The sequence below is a fragment of the Burkholderia sp. ZZQ-2 genome, from assembly GCF_050768715.1.
In the GTDB taxonomy this organism is placed as follows: Bacteria; Pseudomonadota; Gammaproteobacteria; order Burkholderiales; family Burkholderiaceae; genus Burkholderia; species Burkholderia cepacia.
On sequence record NZ_LDVA01000269.1, the window covers coordinates 1 to 23213 of the forward strand.

Below are 23213 nucleotides of genomic sequence, written 5' to 3' on the forward strand. Positions count from 1 at the left end.
GCGCTGAACCGCGCGGGCAGCCGCGTGATCGTGAAGGCCGACGGCGTCTACCTGTGGGACTCGGACGGCAACAAGGTCATCGACGGGATGGCCGGCCTCTGGTGCGTGAACGTCGGCTACGGCCGCAAGGAACTCGCCGACGCCGCGTATCGCCAGATCCAGGAACTGCCGTTCTACAACACCTTCTTCAAGACCACGCACCCGCCGGTGATCGAACTCTCCGCGATGCTCGCGGAAGTCACGCCGAAGGGCTTCAACCACTTCTTCTATTGCAACAGCGGCTCGGAAGGCAACGATACCGTGCTGCGTCTCGTGCACCAGTACTGGCGCGTGCAGGGCCAGCCGCAGAAGAAGGTCGTGATCTCGCGCAAGAACGGCTACCACGGCTCGACGATCGCGGGCGGCACGCTCGGCGGGATGGGCTACATGCACGAGCAGATGCCGTCGAAGGTCGAGCACATCGTGCACATCGACCAGCCGTATTTCTTCGGCGAGGCGGCGGCCGGCGAAACGCCGGAAGCGTTCGGCCTGGCCCGCGCGCAGCAGCTCGAGGCGAAGATCCTCGAACTCGGCGCGGAAAACGTCGCGGCCTTCATCGGCGAGCCGTTCCAGGGCGCGGGCGGCGTGATCTTCCCGCCGTCGACGTACTGGCCGGAAATCCAGCGGATCTGCCGCAAGTACGACATCCTGCTGGTGGCCGACGAAGTGATCGGCGGCTTCGGGCGCACCGGCGAATGGTTCGCGCACCAGCACTTCGGCTTCGAGCCGGACCTGATCACGATGGCCAAGGGCCTCACGTCGGGCTACGTGCCGATGGGGGCCGTCGGCATTCACGAGCGGGTGGCGCGGCCGATCATCGACAACGGCGAATTCAACCACGGCCTCACGTACTCGGGCCACCCGGTGGCGGCAGCCGTCGCGGTCGCGAACCTGAAGCTGCTGTGCGACGAAGGGATCGTCGAGCGCGTGAAGAACGACATCGGGCCGTACTTCCAGCGCCGGCTGCGCGATGCGCTGGGCGACCATCCGATCGTCGGGGAGATTTCGGGAGCGGGGCTCGTGGCAGGCGTGCAGCTTGCGCGCGACCGGACTCGGCGCGAGCGGTTCGGTGCGAACGTCGATATCGGGACGATCTGCCGCGACTTCTGCTTCAACGGCAACCTGATCATGCGCGCGACCGGCGACCGGATGCTGCTGTCGCCGCCGCTCGTGATTCGCGAGGCGGAGGTCGACGAGATCGTCGACAAGGCGAAACGTGCGTTCGATGCGACGGCGCAGCGGGTGGGGCACGCACGGTAAGCCGGTATCTGGGTAGCTGCGTGTGGACGCGGGCGTCGTCGAATGACATGGCGCCCGCGTCGCTCGGAGCACGCGCGACGCCAAAACGAAAAGGGCCTGCGTCGTGAGACGCAGGCCCTTGAATTCTTTGGTGGCGGTACTTCCCTGAAATTGCCCCTCACAAGCCTTCTCAAATATGGACGTGGCCGACCATCAGGCGCAAACATACCCCCAGAAATACCCCCAGATGACGATGGTTGTCCGGTCTTACACAAGTGGTTTTCATCCGTGCCCATGTCGTCCGCGTGGTCGTTTCGCGTGGGGCGCGAATTTTCGGTTGAACGTGCGTTATGTCCCCGAATCCGCTAAATTGTCTACTGTCTTCGCCTAGCTCGACGGAGCGAACGCCGGCCCCTTCACCGGCCCGGCGGAGGTTCCAGCTAATGAAGGTCGTGCAAGAAGGGCGTGATATGGCGAAAGAGGCGAACTGGATCGGCCATTCATCGGCGCAGCGTCGGAAACGGCGCGATGGTACTTGCGAATATCTTGATCCGCAAAATCAAAGCCTTGCCATCATGCTCGGCGTGTCGGCGTTTCATCCGGAGAGCGCTTTGTTCGCTGGCGCAAATCTGTGGGAGGTAGATGGGTTCGTCGAGCGAATGGAAACGATCGCGGCTCCCGATGCAGAAATGTTCCGCGAAGCGCTCAACAGAATTCGGGAACGCTTCAAGAAGGATGATCTGTCCGGGAACATTCACGAGAGCGAGGCGTGGGACTCCCTGCGCACCCATGCCGCGATCATCAATGTTGGTATGCGCACGTGCAAGAACGACGACGTCTCGATCCCGGCGCTTGCGAGCGAGCACGCTCGCAAATCGAATGGACGAAAGCTGACCGATGCACAGCGTGACGAAATTGTGCAGCGGGCAAGGCTGGGTGAGACGCACCGGAAGTTGGGGTATGAGTTCGGTGTATCTCACCAATACGTCAGCACGTTATGTGCCAAATGCGCCAAAAAGAAGGTCGCATCACCGTTTCCGGGCGCGGCAACCAACCAGCGTTAGTTGCCACCATAGTTGCCGCGATTAAGCGCCTAGCCTTATCCAGAAATGCGCCGTGATTGCGGCGTGACTGCCAAGAGTTGCCATGTTTAGCGTTGGCTCCGTGTTCCGGGAATGGCCCGGAACGTTCTAGCGGAGCCTCAAATGGCTGAGATCAAACAGGCGCTCGTCCGCCGCAAGCAGGTCGAGATTGAAACCGGCCTGCCCCGTTCCTCGATTTACGCAAAGATGCGCGCGGGCACGTTCCCGCAAAACGTCCGTATCGGCGCTCGCTCAGTCGCATGGCGACGCGCTGACATCGATGCGTGGATCGCTGATCCCGCCAGTTTCCGCGCGGAGGTCTAACAAATGACCTGCTTTCGCCGCGACCGTGTGCCGCCCGTCGCCGACGTGCTGGCGCACCTGCACCTGCACCCCTCAAAACCGAACGGGTCGGGCTACGCGCAAATGCGTTGTCCGATCCACGGGGAGACGCATCCGAGCCTTTCGATCCACCTTGAGCGCGGCAATTGGCGTTGCTTTGCTTGCGGCGCGACCGGCGGTGACGTGTTGGAACTGTTCCGCCGCGCGCGCGGGCTGACGTTCGTTGCAGCAGCCCGCGAGCTGGGTATGTGGGAGGCGAAATGAGCGAATCGACCGAGGAGCTGATTTTGACCGATACGGATTACAGGACGGCAGCCGGCCGTCTGTTCGACTACAAGAAGAGCGAGGGCTTTGTACCCGTCGGCCTGCATTTGTATCGCCAATCGGACGGCTCGATTCTTTACGGCCGCGTGCGAATGCACAAGCTGGACGCTAGCGGCGGTCACGAAAAATTCGTTCGCCCTTTCTGGAACGACGGCACCGGTTGGAAGCATGGCGAGCCGAATCAGGACGGCGGGAAGCTGTTGTACGGATTGCACGACCTGAGCGCTAATCCGAACGTGCCGGTGCTCGTTACCGAGGGCGAACAAAAGGCCGACGCGCTGACCCGAATCGGCGCGGGCCGGTTTGTTGCTGTCACGTCCGGCGGAGCGACGAGCGCGGACGGGGCGAACTGGTTACCGCTTGCTCGCCGTCACGTGATTCTGTGGGCGGATCACGACGCACCTGGCGCGAAGTACGCCGAGGACGTGGCGGCGAAGCTTGTACCGCTGGGTTGTTCGGTGGCACGCATCGACGTGGCTGCGCTGGGCCTGCCGGCAGCGGGCGACGTGATGGACTGGATCGTCGCGCTTGGCCGGCAACCGAGCGCGGATGATGTTTTGGCGCTGCCGAAGATCGTCGCCGAGTTGGAAAACGCCGGTACGTCCGTTGCGACCCAGATCGCTAGCGATGCGCCTGCCGATGAGGCTGTACCCGCTAAATCGGACGATGACGCCATTGCTTGGCTCGCGGCGCTGCCGCCGATGCAGTATGACCGTGTGCGCAAGGACGAAGCAGGGCGCTTGAACGTGCGGCCCGCGACGCTCGATCAGATGGTGAAAGCGGCACGCGGCGGGATCGAAATTGACAACGCCGCGCCATTTCAGGACGTTGAGCCGTGGCACGAGCCCGTCGACGGCGGCGCTCTGCTGTCCGATATGGCGCACACGATCCGCCGCTTCATCGTCTGCGATTCTGAGACGGTAACCGCCGCCGTACTGTGGTGTGTCGCTGCGTGGCTGGTCGATCACGTTAGCGTCTGCCCGATTCTGCTCATCAATGCTCCGGAAAAGGCGTGCGGCAAGACGCAATTCCTCACTGTTGTTGGCCGCATGGTGCCCCGTCCGGCGCAGGCGGCGAGCATTTCGCAGTCGGTCTTGTTTCGTATGGTTGAAAAGTATCAGCCGACGTTGCTCGTGGATGAGATTGAGACCGTGCTGACGAAGGATGCCGAGGACTTGCGCGGATTGATGAACGCAGGGCATACGCGCGATTCGGCGTTCGTCTGGCGCAGCGTGGCCGTGGGCGATGACTTCGAGCCGAAGCGCTTCAACGTTTTCGGGTTTAAGGCGCTCGCCGGTATCAATGCCGACCGCCTGGCGGAAACGATCACGAGCCGCGCCGTGGTCGCGCAGATGCGGCGCAAATTGCCGCACGAGACAGCGGAGCGCTTGCGCCACGCGGAACCCGGCCTGTTCGACGCGCTGTGTGCGAAGCTGGCGCGATGGACGGAGGACTATGCCGAAGCAGTTCGCGCATCCCGTCCCGAATTGCCCGATGCGCTCAGCGACCGCGATCAAGACAATTGGGAGCCGCTGTTTGCGGTCGCGGATCTCGCCGGGGGGAATTGGCCCGAAGTTGCTCGCCGCGCTGCACTCAAGCTGTGCGGCAACGGGGCGGTTGCGCAAAGTTCCGGAGCTGAATTGCTCGCGGATATCCGGAATGTATTCGAGACGCGAAAGATGCGGCGTATCTCTTCCGTCGACCTGTTGGGCTACTTGAGCGACGACGAGGAAAAACCGTGGGCAACTTGGAGTCGCGGCAAGCCCATGACACCCCGTCAGCTATCCGAGAAGCTGTCCAAATACGGCATCACAAGCGCAAATATCAAGTTCGGCAACGCCGATGTCCGAAAGGGCTACCGCGCTGAGCAATTCGACGAAGCATTTTCTCGCTACCTGTCCGCTGCCCCGGATTCATCAGCTACCTCGCTACCTTCCAATGCTGGCGTGTGTTTGCCGGTAGCGGACACGGAATCGGGTAGCGCTACCGAACACGCTTCCGCTACCGCCAAATCCTTGTTGGTTAAGGTCGGTGGAGAAGTAGCGGCAAAAACGGGGGATTCGCCAGAGAACGAAAAGAGCGTAACCGACGATGATGGGGAGGGCGTATGAGTAGCGTTGCGCAGATTTTGGGCAAGGCGGAATCGCTCGGTGTTCGCCTTCGGCTCGACGGTGAGATCGTGCGGATGAACGGCCCGAAGGATGCGCGCGATGCGATCCGGGCAGACGTGATCGCGCATAAACCGGAAATCGTCGCGCACCTTCGCGCTGTCGCGGACGACACCGAGCCGATCCTCGCTGATTGTGACGGCGCGCTCCGCGATCCCGACGGTGGGCTGTATTTGCCGTGGGGGCCATGCCTCAGTGCGGGCGACGTGCATCGTATGCGCGCCGAACTAATCGCCATGGTCGAAGCGCTATCAGAGCTTGAGTGTTGGGCGAGCGCACATCGTGAGGACGTACTTACGCGGGTAATACGCGGGCCGCTGGCCGACCTGTTGCCGAACATCGCCTACTTCCGCGAACGACTCGAAGCGGCCCATGCGGAAGCCGCCGCGCGCGCCGTCCTTGATCGTCGTACGTAGAGGAATTCCCGGGAAGCGCGATTGGCCGCCGCTGCGAGCGAAAACAGGCAACGACAGCCCCTAAAAATAGTGAGGTAAGCGATGGTTGAGGCTGAAGTAGAACGCTTAGCACCGCTGAAACATGGTTGTATGAAAACGCAAGGTCGAGTGCAGTATGGCGTTCAGGTAGCCCGCATCTTACTCGTCCTGAGGACATGCCGAAGTGGCTGCGGCGGCATGAGGCCGAGTTAACGCGGCATTGCGCGTTGATGCGCATGGGCCGCGCGTGGCGACTTATCGAGCTTCGATTTGCACCAGTTATGTTTGCAATTCTGGCCGAAGAGCGAGAACGTGCAATGCGAAAAAGGGAAGGAATTCGATGATCGACGGTCTTATCGTCGGCAAGATATTTGGTAAAGCGAGCGCACGGGGGTGAGCGGCCGGTCATTCGTGACGGCAAAGGTTCGCGCCGCCGTGAACGACGGCGAAACGCTGTTCGCCAACGTCATCGCATTTTCGAGCGAAGCGAAGGCCGCACTGTTGGGACTCGATGACGGCGACTCGGTCGCGCTGGCCGGCACGCTGACGCCGAAGGTTTGGACCGACCGAATCGGCGAGGCTAAACCGGCGCTCGATATGGTCGCGAACGCGGTGTTGACCGCGTATCACGTGAAGCGCAAGCGTGCCACTATGCAAGGTGGTAGCAGAGGCGACGAAGACTGGAACGATCGCCCGCCGATAAACGAGCCCGGCAGGCGGCGGCGTCTTGCGACGGCGTCTGCCGTTTCCGATACCGACTTTTTTACCCGACGGCCAAATGAGGGCCCCCGCAACACCATGCCGAAATTAATCGGGCAATCAAGACCCAAGCCGCTTTTACCGATGGAAGTGGCGTAGTTGCTTTTAGCGTCATCGAATCAAGCCCGCTAAGCACTGCGTCAAGTGGCGAGTGCGCGACTGGAGGGAGTATAGTCGTCGCGCATTTATCGCGTTTTTCACATCGTTGTGTCGATACGCACTTACTAATGAGTTCGGTGCAGCCAAGGCTTTCGGTCCAAAATTTGCTAAAGGCTCTGCGCTCATCACATAAATCAGCGCAACGGATGTCCTTCTTGAGTTGGACAAATGGCCAGATCTCATCGCAATGATGAGCTTCGTACACGTCCAATCGCTCTGTTATGGTTTTGTCGCCTTGAAACACCTTTCGAAGAAAATCAAATGGTATAAGATTTTCTATCGAGCAGACGGGAAGAACATATGATTCAGCGAGTGCAGACGGGCGAATTCGATCGCTTGCTTCTACTTTGCTTGCTGTTTCGCCAGGGCTCGCTCCCGGAAAGCGTCGATCACTATCGACAATGCAGAGGCACAAACGCTCGGCGGTGCCTTTAATGTGGTCGTAGACGTCACCTGTGGTATTTCCCCCACCGTTGTAAGGCTCAAAAGCGACAGTTCCCAGTGAATTCAATTCACCATTAAGTTCCTCGGTGATGAATCTATAAAAAATCGCATCATCCAAATTTTCCACTAGAAGATATGGTTTTTGCAACAATGCCGAATTGACACTGTTAGCCGGAACCTTGATGAGCCTTTGGTTGCCTATTTTTTCATGCGATATTTCGGGGAAGTCGCCGACCAAAAGTTTTACGCATGCAATTTCCGCAAACTCGGCCAGTTGAGTCGCGCGATTGTAGATATGTTTTAAGGCCTGCTTGGTCCTTCCACTGAGCGCCGCGCCGATCGAAAGTAGATGGTCCGCGACGTCACGATCAGAAAAGACAACATGACAACCCTCCCGGTTTGCGTTGGCAATGATATCCAAGGCGATCGCAAGCGGGTGCTCGTCTGTGAGGTCGCTCTGAATATTTTTAAGCGATTCGTCTAGTTCGATTAGCATTTTTATGCGGGCTCAAAAAATCCGTGGGGCCAATTCTTTAGATAACCTTTATCGGAAAATGTTGACTGTCTGATCTCTGTTGGCGAGGAGACCGATTCTTTCTCAAATATGAGAACCGAAGCGTCATCCGCGGGGATTTTTTTCTTGCTTATTAGAGCTCCGAGCCTATTTACGAGATATTCGCTATGTGTCTCGACGATAACGCGCAAATCGATTCCCATCGTGCGCGCAGCGACGACCGCATCGACAAATACATCCGCTAGCTGGGCTTGCAACCGAGGATGCAGATGCAATTCTGGTTGTTCGATTGCAAATATCACGGGCGCCGATATTCGACCACTTTTTCGATTCGATCTAATATTTTGTACCGCCCAAAGTTGAGCCAAGATGGGGAACATTTGAGAGAATCCAAATCCAGTGTCAGCGATATTGAAATCCTTCGCAGTCTCATCGATCGATCGCAACATCAAGGAAAGATGCCCGCCCTGCTCTGGAGATATTTGAATTGAGACGCCAAAAAATTTTCGTGTCCACTCAGCGAAACTGTGGCGCTCCTCGATCGACATATTGTCTAGGAATAACGCGAAATTTGTGCCGCGCGGGTCGAGTTCATTAACCGCCAGCCCCTGCTTTCGATAGTATCGCTCCGCACTGGCTCGCAGCGGTGTAATATATTTCATGTTTTCGAGAGAAAACGAGAAATAATCGAAAATATAAGCAGTAAGCTCCGGAAAGCGAAAGCCAATCACCAGATTCTGCAGCTCCACGAACGCTGGTGACGCTTCCGTCCAACTGTGCGCTGCCCGTCGCCATTTGGCGTCGCCGATATCTGTCGATTTTACCGTGCGGAGTAAGTTGTTGAACGGGGTTTTAAGTAGCCTATACAAGACCTCATAATGCCGCTCGTCGCGCGATCGTCCATCCATGCGTGAGGCGATGAATGCCAAAAGAGTGGTTTGAAAGGTTGTCTTTTTGCGCGCCTCATCGAGCGTTTCCGGCGAGCTGAATCGAGTGAGCGTGGGAATTGGTCCATTCCATTCTCTAACCCCGATCCAATCTCGCATCAGATTTAAGCTATTTCGTCCATTTATTTCGAATCTCTCGAAAATTCCATCGGAGTTTAACTTAAACTCAATCACATTCCGATCGAATTTAAATTCGTATCCGAAGCTTTCTCGGGAGTCACCATCTTTCCCGGAAAATTCTGTTATGGTGACGGTGAATTCAGTGTCGTGTTGGTCTTTTGGAATCGGCCTATTAATCGATACGGCGCGAGTCTGTTGAAGAAGTGTATTTAATGGCAGATCAAATTTTACCAAAACCGACACTTTTTCTGTTTCCGAAAACGTTGATAATGTTTCGGAAAATCCGCCAAAATCAACAAGTTCACCGACCCAAAGAAACGGCTCCCGGGCACGAACCCCTAGGGCCTGCTTGAATAGTGCGAATGTTCTCAAAAATGTGCTTTTGCCTGAACTATTCTGCCCAAGTAAGAGTGTGATCGGCGCCAAGTCAACCACCCCCGTTTCCTTTAAACTTCTTATGTTGGTCAGGCCTAAGCTCTTCATTTTTGGTTTCTGCCCTTTAAATATTTCTAAGTCGTTACGCGTAGATCATGCGCGACCGCCGGACATGTTGGCAATGTAATCGGCATACGCCTTGGATATTACGCGGGGCGATTGCCGAAGACCAGTAGGAGCCAGATCATATCTCCCTGTTGGCGTAAGGCGGCCCACGTTTACCCGAGAGCGCCCAGTGTCCGGGCAGCAGGTGCTGCGGGGAGAGGGCAATCGGGTAGATTGCGTTAGATTCGCCTGTTCGGATTCGCAGGTACACGCGCGGCGACCGAGCGCGGCACGAAGGGACTTATTGCGGGCGTTTTAAGCGGTCGGCATATGCGTCGACACATTGCCCCGTTAGTCGACACGCTCGGGGCTTGCTGACGGGCTTTGCGGGAGGTCTGTGCGGCCGCGTGAGGATGGGTAGGGGGTAGCAATCTCTAGCGCGACCGTCCCGTTGACCGTGGCGCAACGCGAATTTTTGCAACGTCAGCACCAAAACCATTTTTCGGGAGCGAATCATGCCGCAAAAATCGAACGCCGCGAAGGCGCTTTCGGGTACGTTGCGTGCCGACCGGCTTAAGGGCATCGCGGCCGATCAATTGACCGTCGCGCCGCCACCGCCGGACGGCATGTCATCGCGTGCGGCTGCGGAATGGGACCGCGTCGCGCCGCTCGTCGTGAGCTTGGGTCTGTTAAGCGCTTCCGACCTACGCGCACTCGAACTGCTTGCCGAAACATTGGCAACGGAGGCGCAGTTACGTGAGACGCTGGACCGTGAAGGGTTGACTATTGCGACCGGGACGGGCGGGAGCAAGGCGCATCCGGCGCTGCGCGCGCTGAGCGATGCGCGCGCCCAAGCGGCCCGGCTACTGGATGCGTTCGGCCTGAGTCCGCGCGGACGGCAAGCTATCGACGCGCCGCCGCCGTTGCCGGCCGACAATCCGTATGCGGCGTTCGTCAAGCCGGCGCGCGGGCAGGGACGATAGCGCGCGGCTACCGTGTCGCAGCGTCAAACGAGATGACTTCGGCACCTGCCTTGAGTCGGTCGAGATAGTCCGCCCATTTCTGCATCATTTCGCGACGCTGAGGAAGGAAGGTCGTTCGGTTGTACGCGCGTCCGAGCGGGTCTTTCACGGTATGGGACAATTGTGATTCGATGACCTCGACCGCGACACCGAGCACTTCGACCATGATGGTACGCGCCATTGCTCGGAAGCCGTGGCCGGTGATTTCGGTGCGCGTGTCGTAGCCGAGCCGGCGCAGCGCGGCGTTAATCGTTGCCTCGCTCATTGGTCGATTCCGGTCGCGTGCCCCGGGGAATACGTAACGGCCACCGCCGGTCAACGCGTGCAATTCGTGAAGGATGGCGACGGCCTGATCGGGTAGGGGCACGATATGCGCTCCGCCGTCCATCTTGGCCGCCTTGTTGCGTTTCATGCGTGTGCCATCAATCTCCCACGTCGCGTTATCCAAGTCGATTTCCGACCATTCAGCGGCACGCAACTCGCCCGGGCGACGGAACAGCATCGGCGCGAGCTTGAGCGCGCAGTGAACCGGAAACGTACCGCCGAAGGCGTCGAACGCACGCAGCAACTCGCTGACCTTGCCGGGGTCAGTGATGGCCGCGAAATGCTTTTGCTGGATCGGCGGAAGTGCGCCACGAAGGTCGGCCGTTACGTCGCGCGTTGCGCGACCGGTTGCGACGGCATATCGGAATACTTGGCCGCAGTTCTGTTTCGCCCGGTGGGCCGTGTCGAGCGTTCCGCGTGCTTCGATCCTGCGGATAACGTCGAACACCTCGGCCGGCTGAATTTCGGAGATAGGGCGCTTCCCGAGCCACGGGAACACATCGTTTTCGAAGCGGGCGATGATCTTGTTCGAATGGCTTGTTGCCCATCCGGGCGAATGCTTGTTGAACCATTCGCGCGTAACGGCTTCGAAGCTCGTCGCGGCAGCGAGGCGGGCGGCGCGCTTGTCCGCCTTCTTCGCTTCGCCGGGATCGATACCGGCCGCCAGCTTCTCGCGGGCGTCATCGCGCTTCTTGCGCGCCGCTTGTAGCGATACGTCCGGATAGACGCCGAACGCGAGCAACTTTTCCTTACCGGCGATTCGGTACTTGAACCGCCAGTAGCGCTGTCCTGCCGGCGTGACGAGTAGGAACAGACCGCCGCCGTCAAACAGCTTCTGCGGCTTGTCGCCGGCCTTGGCGTTCCTGATTGCGATGTCGGTGAGCGGCATGGGGGTATCTCCGAGCGGCGGCGCAGCATTTCGCGGCGCGTACCCCTAAAAATACCCCTACATACCCCGGGCTGCCGTTGGCGTTTTCCGGAATTCCCGGGAATAAAAAAACCCGCTAAGCCTTGCAGCTAAGCGGGTTTCGGGATGTTCCAGGAACACCCCGGAATATTCTTTGGTGGGCGGTACTGGGATCGAACCAGTGACCCCTGCCGTGTGAAGGCAGTGCTCTACCGCTGAGCTAACCGCCCAAAGAAGAATCAAATTATGTCAGAGCTTTTGGGGTTCGTAAAGCCCTTTCTGCAATTTTTTTTAAATAGCCGCAAGCACCGGTTCGCGAGCCGTGCACTCAGCCCGCGAGCGCGGGCAGTGCATCGATCGACGCGCGCACGTAGTCGGCGAAGCGCAGCGCAACCGGCTCGGCGGTGCCGCTGCGCTTCAGTGCGAGCGTGCGCGATTCGAGCGACGCATCCTTCAGCGGCCGGAACGCGAGCCGGTCGCTCTTCGCCTGCTGCAGCACGCGCGGCACCAGCGCGACGCCCATCCCGAACTCGATCATCGACAGGATCGTCTGCCACAGCCGCGCTTCGTGGCGGATCAGCGGGCTGAAGCCGGCGTTCACGCATTGCGCGATGATCAGGTCGTGATAGTGCGGCGCTGCTTCGCGCGGGAACAGGATGAACGGTTCCGCGGCCAGCGCGGCGAGCGCGACCTGCCTGCGCCGCGCGAGCGGATGTGCGGCCGGCAGGCAGCACACGAACGGTTCCGCATAGACAGGTACCGATTCGACCTCGGGCGGGAAGTGGCCCCAGTGCGCGTAGCCGAGATCGATCTGGCCGCGCTGGATCGCCTGCACCTGCGCGTGCGTGTTCATCTCGCTCAGCACGACCTCGACGCCCGGGTAGTCGGCCTCGAAGCGCCGCACCGCATCGGGCAGCCCGCGATACAGCATCGAATGAACGAAGCCGATCCGCAGCCGGCCCGCGAGGCCCGACGCGGAGCGCACCGTCAGGCGTTCGGCCTCGGCCGCCTGCAGCAGCAGCCGGCGCGCTTCGCCGAGCAGCACCTCGCCCGCGTTGGTCAGCGCGACGGTCTTGTTGGTGCGCGAGAACAGCTGGACGCCGAGCGCGTCCTCGAACTTGCGGATATCGAAACTCAGCGCCGGCTGCGAGATGAACAGGCGCTTTGCCGCGCGCCCGAAATGCAGTTCCTCGGCGACCGCCACGAAGTAGCGCAACTGCCTCAGTTCCATGGTGTCTCCTCGCGGCGTCGGCATCGATAAGCGATATCTATCGTACCGGATAAATCCTGTATTGGACGCTTATCGATCGCGCGCCTACGCTCTACGGAAGGCTTTGCACGGGACTGGCCGGGCGCCGCGGCGCCCCCCGCCGGCCGATGTGCAGGCAACCCAGGAGACGCACGCATGAACGACACCGCTCGCACGCCGGACGCCGGCGCATCCAACATCCCCGACAGCCGGGGCCTCGATTTCTTCACGGCCGATCCCGATCTTGGCGCGTTGCTGAAGCTGCATCTCGGCGACGCGCACTATGCCGAACTGGAGCCTCGGCTGCGCGCGCTCGGCGCACGCGTGTCGGGCGAACTAGACGAATGGGCGTCGCGCGCGGACAAGCATCCGCCCGTGCTCGAACACCGCAACCGGCGCGGCGAGGCCGTGCAGCGGATCGACAAGGATCCCGCGTATGTCGCGCTCGAACGTGTCGCGTATGCCGAGCTCGGGCTCGCGTCGCTGAGCCACGGGGCGGAATCCGTTGCGCCGCTCGTCAAGTACGCGCTGACGTTCCTGTTCGTGCAGGCGGAATTCGGGCTGTGCTGCCCGGTCAGCATGACCGATTCGCTGACGCGTACGCTGCGCCGCTTCGGCGATCCGGCGCTCGTCGCGCGCTACCTGCCGAGGCTCGCGTCGCGCGACTTCGACACGCTGTACCAGGGCGCGATGTTCATGACCGAGCAGGCGGCGGGTTCCGACGTCGGCCGGATCGCCACGCGGGCGACGCGCGAGACGGACGCGCACGGCGAGACCGTCTGGCGCCTGACCGGCGACAAGTGGTTCTGCTCGAACGCGGATGCCGATCTCGCGATGGTGCTCGCGCGGCCCGACGGCGCGCCGGACGGCATCAAGGGCCTCGCGCTGTTCCTGCTGCCGAAGACGCTGCCGGACGGCACGCGCAACCGCTACCGGATCGTGCGCCTGAAGGACAAGCTCGGCAGCCGGTCGATGGCGAGCGGCGAGATCGCGCTCGAAGGCGCGCAGGCGTTTCTGATCGGCGAGATCGGCCGCGGTTTCCACCAGATGGCCGACATGATCAACATGTCGCGGCTGTCGAACGGCGTGCGCGCGGCGGGGCTGATGCGGCGCGCGCTGAACGAGGCGCTGCACGTCGCCGCGCATCGCGAGGCGTTCGGCCGCAAGCTGATCGAGATGCCGCTGATGCAGCGCCAGTTGCTGAAGATGCTGCTGCCGGCCGAGGCCGCGCGCGCGATGTTCATGCAGATCGCGCTGCTGCTGCCGCAGGCCGATGCCGGCGACGAGCAGGCGGCGCGCTGCGTGCGGATCCTGACGCCGCTGATCAAGTTCCGCGCGTGCCGCGATGCGCGGCGCGTGACGGGCGATGCGATGGAAGTGCGCGGCGGCACCGGCTACATCGAGGAATGGAGCGATGCGCGGCTCGTGCGCGATGCGCATCTCGGCTCGATCTGGGAAGGCACGAGCAACATCGTCGCGCTGGACGTCGCGCGGGCCGCGCAGCGCGAGCAGGCGCTCGACGCGCTGCGTACCTTTCTCGGCGACCGCCTCGGCGCGGCGCCGCTGCCCGACGCGAGCCGCGCGGCGCTGCGGCGCATCCTCGCGCGCGCCTGTGACGCGCTTGCGCGGGTCGCGGCGGAAGGCGACGACGCGCGCGTGCGGCAGGCCGCGTCCGCGCTGTACTACGCAAGCGCGGCCGTGCTGATGGCGTGCGAGGGCGCGCGGCTCGCGCCGGATTTCCGGCGTCTCGCGCTCGCGCACCTGGTCGTGCGCCACAAGCTGCTGCCGGTCGACCCGCTTGCGCCGGCATCGCGCGACGACGAATCCGCCGCCTGCGCTGCGCTGCTGCGCGGCACGCCCGTCGCGCTCGATACCGCGCTCGACCTGCTGCCGGAGGTCGAACGATGACCGCTTCGCGTGGCGCACTGGACGGCCTGAAGGTCGTCGACCTGAGCCGCGTGCTCGGCGGCCCGTACTGCACGCAGGCACTCGCTGACCACGGGGCGACGGTGGTCAAGATCGAGCCGCCGGACGGCGACGAGACGCGCGGCTGGGGGCCGCCGTTCCTCGGCGACACCGCGTGGTACTTCATGGGCGTGAACCGCAACAAGGAAGGGCTCGCGCTCGACCTGTCGCGCGACGAAGGGCGCGCGATCCTGTGGCACCTGCTCGACGAGGCGGACGTGCTCGTCGAGAACTTCAAGCCGGGCACGCTCGCGCGCTGGGGGATGGACTATGCACGCGACTTGCAGCCGCGCTTCCCGTGGCTGATCCACTGCGCGGTGACGGGCTTCGGCGCGGACGGTCCGCTCGGCGGGCTGCCCGGCTACGACGCGGTGATCCAGGCGATGGCGGGGCTGATGAGCGTCAACGGCGAGCGCGACGGCGACGCGACGCGCATCGGTCTGCCGATCGTCGACATGGTCACGGGCCTCAATGCGCTCGCGGGCATCCTGCTGGCGCTCGCGGAGCGCGAGAAGAGCGGGCGCGGACAGTCGATCGACATCGCGCTATACGACTGCGGTGTGTCGCTGCTGCATCCGCACCTGCCGAACTTCTTCGGTTCGGGGCGCGTGCCGGCGCGCAGCGGCAACGCGCATCCGAACATCGCGCCATACGACAGCTACCGCACGGCGACCGTGCCGATCTTCCTCGCGATCGGCAACGACCGGCAGTTCGCGCGGCTCGTCGCGCATCTCGGTGCGCCGGCGCTCGCGGGCGATCCGCGTTTCGTCGACAACCGCAACCGCTGCGCGCACCGTCCCGAGCTGAAGGCCGAACTGGAAGCGCGGCTCGCCGCGCACGCTTGCGAGCCGCTCGCGCGCGACCTGATGGCGGCCGGCGTGCCGTGCGGGCCGGTGCGAACGGTGGCCGACGTCGCGCACGATCCGCATGCGCTGCACCGGAACCTGTTCGTCGAGATCGGCGCGTATCGCGGCACCGCGTCGCCGGTGAAGCTGTCGCGCACGCCGGCTACCTATCGTTCGCCGCCGCCCGCGCTGGGCGGCGACACGCGCGCGGTGCTCGATCGCCTCGGCGTCGATCCCGCGCTCCAGCAGCAATTGCTCGACGCCGGCGTGCTGAGGGAAGCCCCCGGCTGACACGACGCCGCCGGCCGGCGGCGCCATGCCGGCCACCCGGGAAAGGCGCGCGGCAGTCGCGCCCCGGAAACACAAACATGGAGACATCGATGAGCCGTCAGCCATCCCCGCCCGCCGCGCAGCAGCCGCGGCCCGGCCGCGCCGCCTTCGCGGCGTTCGTCGGCACCACGATCGAGTGGTACGACTTCTACATTTACGGCACCGCCGCGGCGCTCGTGTTCGGCAAGGTGTTCTTTTCGAGCAGGATGGATCCCGGCGTCGCGACGCTGCTTGCGTTCGTCACGTTCTGGGCCGGCTTCGCCGCGCGGCCGCTGGGCGGCATCGTGTTCGGGCATCTCGGCGATCGTGTCGGCCGCAAGACCGCGCTCGTGATCACGCTGGTGATGATGGGGCTCGCGACGACCGGCATCGGCCTGCTGCCCGGTTATGCGCGGATCGGTGTATGGGCGCCGGCCGGCCTCGTCGCGCTGCGCGTGCTGCAGGGCATCGCGGTCGGCGGCGAGTGGGGCGGCGCGGTGCTGATCGCGAGCGAGAACGCGCCGAAGCATCGCAGCATCCTGTACGCGGCGTTCGCGCAGCAGGGTTCGCCCACCGGCAACCTGCTGGCCACGGCCGCGTTTTTCGCGCTGAGCGCGCTGCCGACACCGTCGTTCCTGATGTGGGGCTGGCGCATTCCGTTCCTGCTGTCGGCCGTGCTGGTGATCATCGGCATGGTGATCCGGCTGAGGCTCGAGGAGTCGGCCGACATGCAGCGCGTGCTCGCGCGCAAGCGCACCGTGAAGCTGCCGCTGCGCGACGTCGTGCGCGATCACTGGGTCGTCGTGCTGCTCGCGGCCGGCACGCTGCCGGTGATCAACGTCACGTACTTCCGCAGCACGTTCGCGCTGTCGTGGGCGACGAAGGAGCTCGGCTACGCGCAGGGCACGTTCCTCGGCATCCTGTCGATCTCGCTCGTCGTGCAGTTCCTGATGCAGCCGGTCGGCGCGTGGTTCGTGTCGAAGGTCGACATGCGCCGCGCGATGTGCTGGATCCTGATTCCGGAAATCGTGCTGATGCCGGTGATGTTCCATGCGCTCGCGACGCGTTCGTATTGGGTCGCCGTCGCGGGCATGTGCATCTCGACGATTCCGTCGGCGATGTTCTACGGCGCGGTCGGCGGCGTGCTGGCGCGCGTGTTCCCGGCGAACATCCGCTACACGGGCCTGTCGCTCGCGTATCAGCTGAGCGCGCTCGTCGTCGGCGGCGGCACGCCCGTGCTCGCGCAGGCGATCCTCAACACGACCGGCAGCATCGTCGGCGTCGCGGTTGCGTCGGGCCTTTACGCGCTCGTGTCGCTCGTCTGCATGCTCGCGCTGCTGAATCGCACCGGGTATCGCGCGGACGAACTGTCGACGGCCGAACGCAGCGATGCGGCCGAATGGGGCACCGAAGGCGGCAGCACGGCACCCGCGGCCGACGGGAGCGCGCAGCCGGGCGACGGCGGTGCTTTGAAGCCGGCCGGCTGAGCGGCACGCCATGCCGCCGCGCGGGAGGCGGGAACGCCCCGAGCGCATGTCGCCAAAAGAAAACGGCACCGTGCGAAACACGGTGCCGTCTTTCCCGGAGCACGCGGCCGGCAGGCTGCCGGCCGCGCGCATCGCATCATCAGCCTTCCGTCGGCGGCACGTAGCCGGACGCCTGGTCCGCGCCGTCGCCGAAGAAGTACTTCTCGGTCTGCTTCATCAGGTACTGGCGCGCGCGCGGGTCGGCCATGTTCAGGCGGTTCTCGTTGATCAGCATCGTCTGCTGCTTGAGCCAGCCCTGCCACGCTTCCTTCGAGACGCTCTCGTAAATGCGCTTGCCGAGTTCGCCCGGCAGCGGCGGGAAATCGAGGCCTTCGGCTTCCTTGCCGAGCTTCGCGCATTGAATCATTCGAGCCATCGTGTACTTCTCCTGTAATCGAACTGGGGGGAGGGCAGTCGTGCCTGCGCTCAGAGCTGCTTCATCAGCACGAGCGACTTGCGCTGCCAGTTATAGAGTTTGCGGCGGTCTTCGGGGAGGTCGTCGACGCTGACCTTGACGAAGCCGCGCTTGAGGAACCAGTGCTCGGTGCGCGTCGTGAGCACGAAGATGTGCGTGAGGCCGCGCGCGCGGGCGCGCTGCTCGATGCGCTTGAGCAGGCGTTCGCCGTCGCCCGAGCCCTGCGCTTCCGGCGCGACCGTCAGGCACGCCATCTCGCCGATCTTCTCCTGCTGGTACGGATACAGCGCCGCGCAGCCGAACAGCACGCCATCGTGCTCGATCACGGAGAAGTGGTCGATGTCGCGTTCGATCTGGTGGCGGCCGCGGCGCACCAGCGTGCCGTCCGACTCGAGCGGCTCGATCAGCGACAGGATGCCGCCGACGTCGTCCGGCGTCGCTTCGCGCAGGCTCTCGAGGTTCTCGTACGAGATCATCGTGCCGACGCCGTCGTGCAGGAACAGTTCGAGCAGCATGCTGCCGTCGAGCGACTGCGGGATCAGGTGGGCCCGGGTCACGCCGCCGCGGCATGCGCGGATCGAGTGCTTCAGGAAGAACGCGTCGTCGCCCTGGACGTTGCCGGAATCGAGCAGCTCGGCGGCCGCGTCGAGCGACATTTCGCGCACCAGCCCGCCTTCGTCGTCGACGATGCCGGGCGCTTCGGTCAGGAAGATGATCTTGTCGGCGCGCAGTGCGATCGCGGCGGCCGACGCGACGTCTTCCATCGACAGGTTGAACGCTTCGCCGGTCGGCGAGAAGCCGAGCGGCGACAGCAGCACGAGCTTGCGGCTCGCGAGAGAGTGACGGATCGACTCGGCGTCGATCTTGCGCACGATGCCCGTATGCGCGAAATCGACCCCGTCGAGAATCCCCACCGGCCGCGCGGTCACGAAGTTGCCCGACACGACGCTGATGTGCGCGTGCGCCATCGGCGAGTTCGGCAGACCCTGGCTGATCGCGGCTTCGATGTCGAGACGCACTTCGCCGGCCGCTTCCTTCGCGGATTCGAGCGCGCGCGCATCGGTGATGCGCAGGCCGTGCGAAAACTCGGATTCGACACCGTGCAGGCTCAGCTGCTCCTCGACCTGCGGGCGCGAACCGTGCACCAGCACGATCTGGATACCCATCGCCTGCAGCAGCGCGATGTCGGACACGAGCGCGTTCAGGAGCCCCTGCTGCACCACCTCACCGCCAAACCCCACGACGAACGTGCTGTTGCGGAACTTGTGGATATAGGGCGCGACGGAGCGCATCCAGTCGACGAACTGCGCGTGACTGGCGGCCGAATCGTCGGCGGCCGGCGGCGTCGCGGCGCCGGTCTGGGCGGGGGGGAGGTCGGTTTGGGAATTCATGGGCGGGATTATAATGCGCCCCCATGTCGAATGTTTCTAAAAGTCCCGCGCCGACGCGGGCCAATACGCCGTCGGCCCGGCACCCGGATGGTGCGGCCGACGCACGCGAGCAGCAGGGCCAGCCAGCACGCCAGCAGCAGGAAAAGCAGGCGGGCAAACCGGCAGACGCGCCGCGCGGGCCGCGCGGTGACGAACGGCGCGGCGATGCGCGCCAGTCCGCCGCGAAGGGCACACCCCAGGCAACGGGCGAGCGTTCCCCGCGCCGCGAGCGGCCGCCGCGCGCCGTCGTCGCGCCGAACCCCGTTCCGCCGATCACGTACCCCGAAAGCCTGCCCGTGTCGGGCAAGCGCGACGAAATCGCACGCGCGATCGCCGGTCATCAGGTTGTCATCGTCTGCGGCGAAACCGGCTCGGGCAAGACCACGCAGCTGCCGAAGATCTGTCTCGATCTCGGCCGCGGCCTCGGCGCCGGCGGCACGGGCCTGATCGGCCATACGCAGCCGCGGCGGCTCGCCGCGTCGTCGACCGGCCGCCGGATCGCCGAGGAACTCGGCACGCCGTTCGGCGAGGTGGTCGGCTACAAGGTGCGCTTCACCGACAATCTCGCGCCGGGCGCGTCCGTCAAGCTGATGACGGACGGGATCCTGCTCGCCGAGACGCAGACCGATCCGCTGCTGAAGGCGTACGACACGCTGATCATCGACGAGGCGCACGAGCGCAGCCTGAACATCGACTTCCTGCTCGGTTACCTGAAGGAAATCCTGCCGAGGCGGCCGGACCTGAAGCTGATCGTCACGTCCGCGACGATCGACGCCGATCGCTTCGCGCGCCATTTCGGCACCGACGAGCGTCCCGCGCCCGTGATCGAGGTGAGCGGGCGGCTGTATCCGGTCGAGATGCGCTACCGGCCGGTGGCCGAGGATCGCCCGGCCGTGAAAAATGCCGAAGGCACGGGCGGCCGCGATCGCGTGAAGACCGCGCGCGAAGCCGAGCGCGACCTGATGGATGCGATCGTCGACGCGGTCGACGAACTGTGCCGCGAAGGCCCCGGCGACGTGCTGGTGTTCCTGCCCGGCGAGCGCGAGATCCGCGAGGCGGCCGAGGCGCTGCGCAAGCACCATCCGCCGCACACCGAGATCCTGCCGCTGTTCGCGCGGCTCTCGGCAGCGGACCAGGACAAGGTGTTCAAGGCATCGAACGCGCGCCGCATCGTGCTCGCGACCAACGTGGCCGAAACCTCGCTGACGGTGCCGGGCATCCGCTACGTCGTCGATACCGGCCTCGCGCGCGTGAAGCGCTATTCGTACCGGAACAAGGTCGAGCAGCTGCAGGTCGAGTCGATCTCGCAGGCCGCCGCGAACCAGCGCGCGGGCCGCTGCGGCCGCGTGGCCGACGGCATCTGCATCCGCTTGTACGAGGAAAGCGACTACCAGGCGCGGGCGCGCTTCACCGATCCGGAAATCCTGCGCTCGTCGCTCGCGTCGGTGATCCTGCGGATGAAGTCGCTGCACCTGACGGCGATCGAATCGTTCCCGTTCCTCGAGCCGCCGCCCGGCCGCGCGATCGCGGACGGCTACCAGCTGCTCAACGAGCTCGGCGCGGTCGACGACGACAACGCGCTGACGCCGCTCGGCCGCGAACTCGCGCGGCTGCCGCTCGACCCGCGCGTCGGCCGGATGATTCTCGCCGCGCGCGACCAGCAGTCGCTGCGCGAGGTGCTGATCATCGCGAGCGCGCTGTCCGTGCAGGACCCGCGCGACCGCCCGATCGAAGCGCAGGAGCAGGCCGACCAGGCGCACCGCCGGTTTGCCGACGAGCGTTCCGAGTTCCTGCAGTGGCTGAAGATCTGGGCGTGGTTCGAAGAGGCGGTCGCGCACAAGAAGTCGAACCGCCAGCTCGTCGACGCATGCCGGCAGAACTTCCTGTCGCACCTGCGGCTGCGCGAGTGGCGCGACGTCCATTCGCAGCTGCTGACCGTCGTGCGCGAGCACGGCTGGCGGCTCAACGAAGCCGAGGCGACGTACGAACAGGTTCATCTGGCCCTGCTGACGGGCCTGCTCGGCAACCTCGGCCTGAAGGCCGATGACGATCCGCACTATCTCGGCGCGCGCGGGATCAAGTTCTACCTGTGGCCGGGCTCCGTGCTCGCGAAGAAGGCTGGCCGCTGGGTGATGGCGGCCGAGCTCGTCGAGACGAGCCGGCTGTACGCGCGCTGCCTCGCGAAGATCGAGCCGGAGTGGGTCGAGAAGATCGGCGCGCACCTGCTGAAGAAATCGCTGTCGGAGCCGCACTGGGAGAAGCGCCCGGCGCAGGTCAGCGCGTTCGAGCGCGCGACGCTGTACGGGCTGCCGATCTACCACCGCCGGCGCGTCGCGTTCGGCAAGCAGGATCCGGCGCGGGCGCGCGAGCTGTTCATCCGCGGCGCGCTGGTCGAAGGCGAATTCGACACGAAGCTGCCGTTCTTCGCGCACAACCGCAAGCTGCTCGCCGACATCGAGCAGCTCGAGCACAAGTCGCGCCGGCAGGACGTGCTGGTCGACGACGAGCTGATCTACGCGTACTACGACCAGGCGATTCCGGCGGGCATCCACACGGGCGCTGCATTCGAGCGCTGGTATCGCGACGAGGTGAAGAAGGGCGGCCAGCCCGAGGACAAGCAGCGGCTGCTGTACCTGTCGCGCGACGACCTGATGCGCCACGAGGCGGCCGGCGTGACGACCGAGCTGTTCCCGAAGCGCGCGACGATGGCCGGCGTCGAGATGGCGCTCACGTATCACTTCGAGCCGGGCACGCCGCGCGACGGCGTGACGCTCGCGGTGCCGCTGTATGCGCTGAACCAGGTCGACGCGCGCCGCTGCGAGTGGCTCGTGCCGGGGATGCTGAAGGAAAAGGTGCAGTTGCTGCTGAAGTCGCTGCCGCAGAAGCTGCGCCGGCACTGCGTGCCGCTGCCCGAGTACGCGGCCGGCTTCGTCGAGCGGATGGGCCGCGAGCGCTTCGGCGCGGGCGGCCTCGTCGAGGCGCTGATCGCCGACGTGCGCGGCGAGACGCAGGTCGCGATGAAGACGGCCGATTTCAAGCTCGAGACGCTGCCCGCGCACCTGTTCATGAACTTCAAGGTGATCGACGAGCACGGCCGCCAGCTCGCGATGGGGCGCAATCTCGCGCAGCTTCGCCAGGAGCTGGGCGCGCAGGCGCAGCAGCAGTTCCAGAAGATCGCGGCGTCGTCGACGATCGCGGCTGGCGGCGATACCGATGCAGGTCAGCCGGTCGGCCAGGCGCCGGCGGCGGCTGGTCCGGCCGGCGCACCCGGCCGCGGCCCGAAGCCCGCTAAGGGCGCGGCGCCGCAGACGTCCGCTCCGGCGGAAGCCGGCGCGACGGCGCTGTACGAGAACCTGACGACGTTGAATTTCGGCAAGCTCCCCGAGCTGCTGGAAATCCGCCGGCGCGGCCAGACGCTGTACGGCTACCCGGCGCTCGTCGATCGCGGCACGCATTGCGACGTCGAGGTGTTCGATTCGCCGGAGGAGGCCGCGCGCATCCACCGGGCCGGCCTGCGGCGGCTGTTCGCGCTGCAGCTGAAGGAGCCGATCAAGTTCCTCGAGAAGAACCTGCCGGGCCTGCGCGAGATGGCGATGCAGTACATGTCGCTCGGCACGCAGGACGAATTGCGCGACCAGCTGATCGACACGGCGCTCGACCGCGCGTGCCTGCAGGACCCGCTGCCCGACGACGACGCGAGCTTCCACGCGCGCCGTGACGAGGGCCGAAGCCGCCTGAACCTGCTCGCGCAGGAAATCGCGCGGCTGGTCGGGCAGGTCCTGGCCGAATACGCGGGGCTCGTGAAGAAGCTCGCGCAGGCGAAGCCGTTCGCCCAGGCGCATGCGGACCTGCAGCAGCAGCTCGCCGCGCTGGTCGGCAAGCGCTTCGTGATCGATACGCCCTACGCGCAACTCGCGCACTTCCCGCGCTACCTGAAGGGCATCGCGCTGCGGATCGACAAGCTGAAGGCCGATCCGGCGCGCGACGCGAAGCAGTCGGCCGACCTGCTGCCGCTCGCCCAGCAGTACCAGCGCGCGGTGTCGCAGCGCGGCGGCGTCGCCGATCCGCGGCTCGCGGAATTCCGCTGGCTGCTCGAGGAATTGCGGATTTCGCTGTTCGCGCAGGAACTGCGCACGCCGATGCCTGTCTCTGTCAAGCGTCTGCACAAGG

At 64.1% G+C, this 23213-nt stretch carries 18 protein-coding genes and 1 tRNA gene; 12 read left to right on the forward strand and 7 right to left on the reverse strand.

The genetic code is table 11. The annotated features are described in order from the left end of the window. The 7 genes from ABY44_RS20770 to ABY44_RS20800 all read left to right on the forward strand — a co-directional run. The coding region (locus tag ABY44_RS20770; protein WP_431641749.1) for an aspartate aminotransferase family protein at positions 1–1299 on the forward strand (1299 nt) is incomplete at its 5' end. Positions 1300–1721: 422 nt separating this feature from the next. Further along, positions 1722–2342 (forward strand): hypothetical protein, encoded by a 621-nt coding sequence (locus ABY44_RS20775; protein WP_431641750.1) that lies wholly within the window; start codon positions 1722–1724, stop codon positions 2340–2342. Positions 2343–2483: 141 nt separating this feature from the next. Further along, positions 2484–2684 (forward strand): helix-turn-helix transcriptional regulator, encoded by a 201-nt coding sequence (locus ABY44_RS20780; RefSeq protein ID WP_060112473.1) that lies wholly within the window; start codon positions 2484–2486, stop codon positions 2682–2684. A 3-nt stretch (positions 2685–2687) separates the two neighbouring features. Then, positions 2688–2966 carry a CHC2 zinc finger domain-containing protein gene (locus ABY44_RS20785; protein ID WP_060112395.1) on the forward strand — a complete coding sequence of 93 codons (279 nt, stop codon included), beginning with the start codon at positions 2688–2690 and terminating at the stop codon, positions 2964–2966. Then, positions 2963–5137, forward strand: coding sequence for a DUF3631 domain-containing protein (locus tag ABY44_RS20790; protein ID WP_431641754.1), 2175 nt, complete (start codon positions 2963–2965; stop codon positions 5135–5137). Before ABY44_RS20785 ends, ABY44_RS20790 begins: the two co-directional genes overlap by 4 nt. Beyond that, positions 5134–5610 carry a hypothetical protein gene (locus ABY44_RS20795; protein ID WP_431641756.1) on the forward strand — a complete coding sequence of 159 codons (477 nt, stop codon included), beginning with the start codon at positions 5134–5136 and terminating at the stop codon, positions 5608–5610. The genes ABY44_RS20790 and ABY44_RS20795 overlap by 4 nt, the downstream gene beginning before the upstream one ends. A 453-nt stretch (positions 5611–6063) precedes the next feature. Further along, positions 6064–6486, forward strand: a complete 423-nt coding sequence (locus ABY44_RS20800; protein WP_431641758.1) for a hypothetical protein — start codon at positions 6064–6066, stop codon at positions 6484–6486. On the opposite strand, the gene ABY44_RS20805 is transcribed toward ABY44_RS20800, so the two are convergent. Together ABY44_RS20805 and ABY44_RS20810 are read right to left on the reverse strand one after the other, a co-directional pair. Next, the gene (locus ABY44_RS20805) at positions 6392–7486 is read right to left on the reverse strand and encodes a hypothetical protein (protein ID WP_431641760.1); all 1095 of its coding nucleotides are present in this window, start codon (positions 7484–7486) and stop codon (positions 6392–6394) included. The genes ABY44_RS20800 and ABY44_RS20805 overlap by 95 nt on opposite strands. 2 nt (positions 7487–7488) lie before the next feature. Next, positions 7489–9054, reverse strand: a complete 1566-nt coding sequence (locus tag ABY44_RS20810) for a DUF3696 domain-containing protein (RefSeq protein ID WP_431641762.1) — start codon at positions 9052–9054, stop codon at positions 7489–7491. 512 nt (positions 9055–9566) lie between these two features. Between ABY44_RS20810 and ABY44_RS20815 the strand changes: the two genes are divergently transcribed. Then, positions 9567–10034 (forward strand): phage terminase small subunit P27 family, encoded by a 468-nt coding sequence (locus ABY44_RS20815; protein WP_213345465.1) that lies wholly within the window; start codon positions 9567–9569, stop codon positions 10032–10034. Between the two features lie 7 nt (positions 10035–10041). On the opposite strand, the gene ABY44_RS20820 is transcribed toward ABY44_RS20815, so the two are convergent. The 3 genes from ABY44_RS20820 to ABY44_RS20830 form a co-directional block, all read right to left on the reverse strand. Next, positions 10042–11286, reverse strand: a complete 1245-nt coding sequence (locus tag ABY44_RS20820; RefSeq protein ID WP_431641765.1) for a tyrosine-type recombinase/integrase — start codon at positions 11284–11286, stop codon at positions 10042–10044. Between the two features lie 173 nt (positions 11287–11459). Continuing rightward, a tRNA-Val gene (locus ABY44_RS20825) sits at positions 11460–11534 on the reverse strand. A 98-nt stretch (positions 11535–11632) separates the two neighbouring features. After that, positions 11633–12535, reverse strand: a complete 903-nt coding sequence (locus ABY44_RS20830; protein ID WP_027786944.1) for a LysR family transcriptional regulator — start codon at positions 12533–12535, stop codon at positions 11633–11635. Between the two features lie 174 nt (positions 12536–12709). On the opposite strand from ABY44_RS20830, the gene ABY44_RS20835 reads away from it, so the two are divergent. The 3 genes from ABY44_RS20835 to ABY44_RS20845 all read left to right on the forward strand — a co-directional run bounded on the left by ABY44_RS20835 (position 12710) and on the right by ABY44_RS20845 (position 17159). Then, the gene (locus ABY44_RS20835) at positions 12710–14461 is read left to right on the forward strand and encodes an acyl-CoA dehydrogenase family protein (RefSeq protein WP_060169993.1); all 1752 of its coding nucleotides are present in this window, start codon (positions 12710–12712) and stop codon (positions 14459–14461) included. Next, positions 14458–15654: a CaiB/BaiF CoA transferase family protein gene (locus tag ABY44_RS20840; RefSeq protein ID WP_060084367.1), complete on the forward strand. Its 1197-nt coding sequence runs from the start codon at positions 14458–14460 to the stop codon at positions 15652–15654. The genes ABY44_RS20835 and ABY44_RS20840 overlap by 4 nt, the downstream gene beginning before the upstream one ends. Before the next feature lie 89 nt (positions 15655–15743). Further along, positions 15744–17159 (forward strand): MFS transporter, encoded by a 1416-nt coding sequence (locus ABY44_RS20845; RefSeq protein WP_060170021.1) that lies wholly within the window; start codon positions 15744–15746, stop codon positions 17157–17159. 139 nt (positions 17160–17298) lie between these two features. Here ABY44_RS20845 and ABY44_RS20850 read toward each other — a convergent pair whose 3' ends face one another. Together ABY44_RS20850 and argA are read right to left on the reverse strand one after the other, a co-directional pair. Beyond that, the gene (locus ABY44_RS20850; RefSeq protein ID WP_006478357.1) at positions 17299–17574 is read right to left on the reverse strand and encodes an oxidative damage protection protein; all 276 of its coding nucleotides are present in this window, start codon (positions 17572–17574) and stop codon (positions 17299–17301) included. 50 nt (positions 17575–17624) lie between these two features. Further along, positions 17625–19004 carry an amino-acid N-acetyltransferase gene (gene argA, locus ABY44_RS20855; protein ID WP_027786948.1) on the reverse strand — a complete coding sequence of 460 codons (1380 nt, stop codon included), beginning with the start codon at positions 19002–19004 and terminating at the stop codon, positions 17625–17627. A 23-nt stretch (positions 19005–19027) separates the two neighbouring features. Between argA and hrpA the strand changes: the two genes are divergently transcribed. Next, a partial coding sequence (hrpA, locus tag ABY44_RS20860) for an ATP-dependent RNA helicase HrpA (RefSeq protein WP_431641770.1) occupies positions 19028–23213 on the forward strand: 4186 nt, incomplete at its 3' end.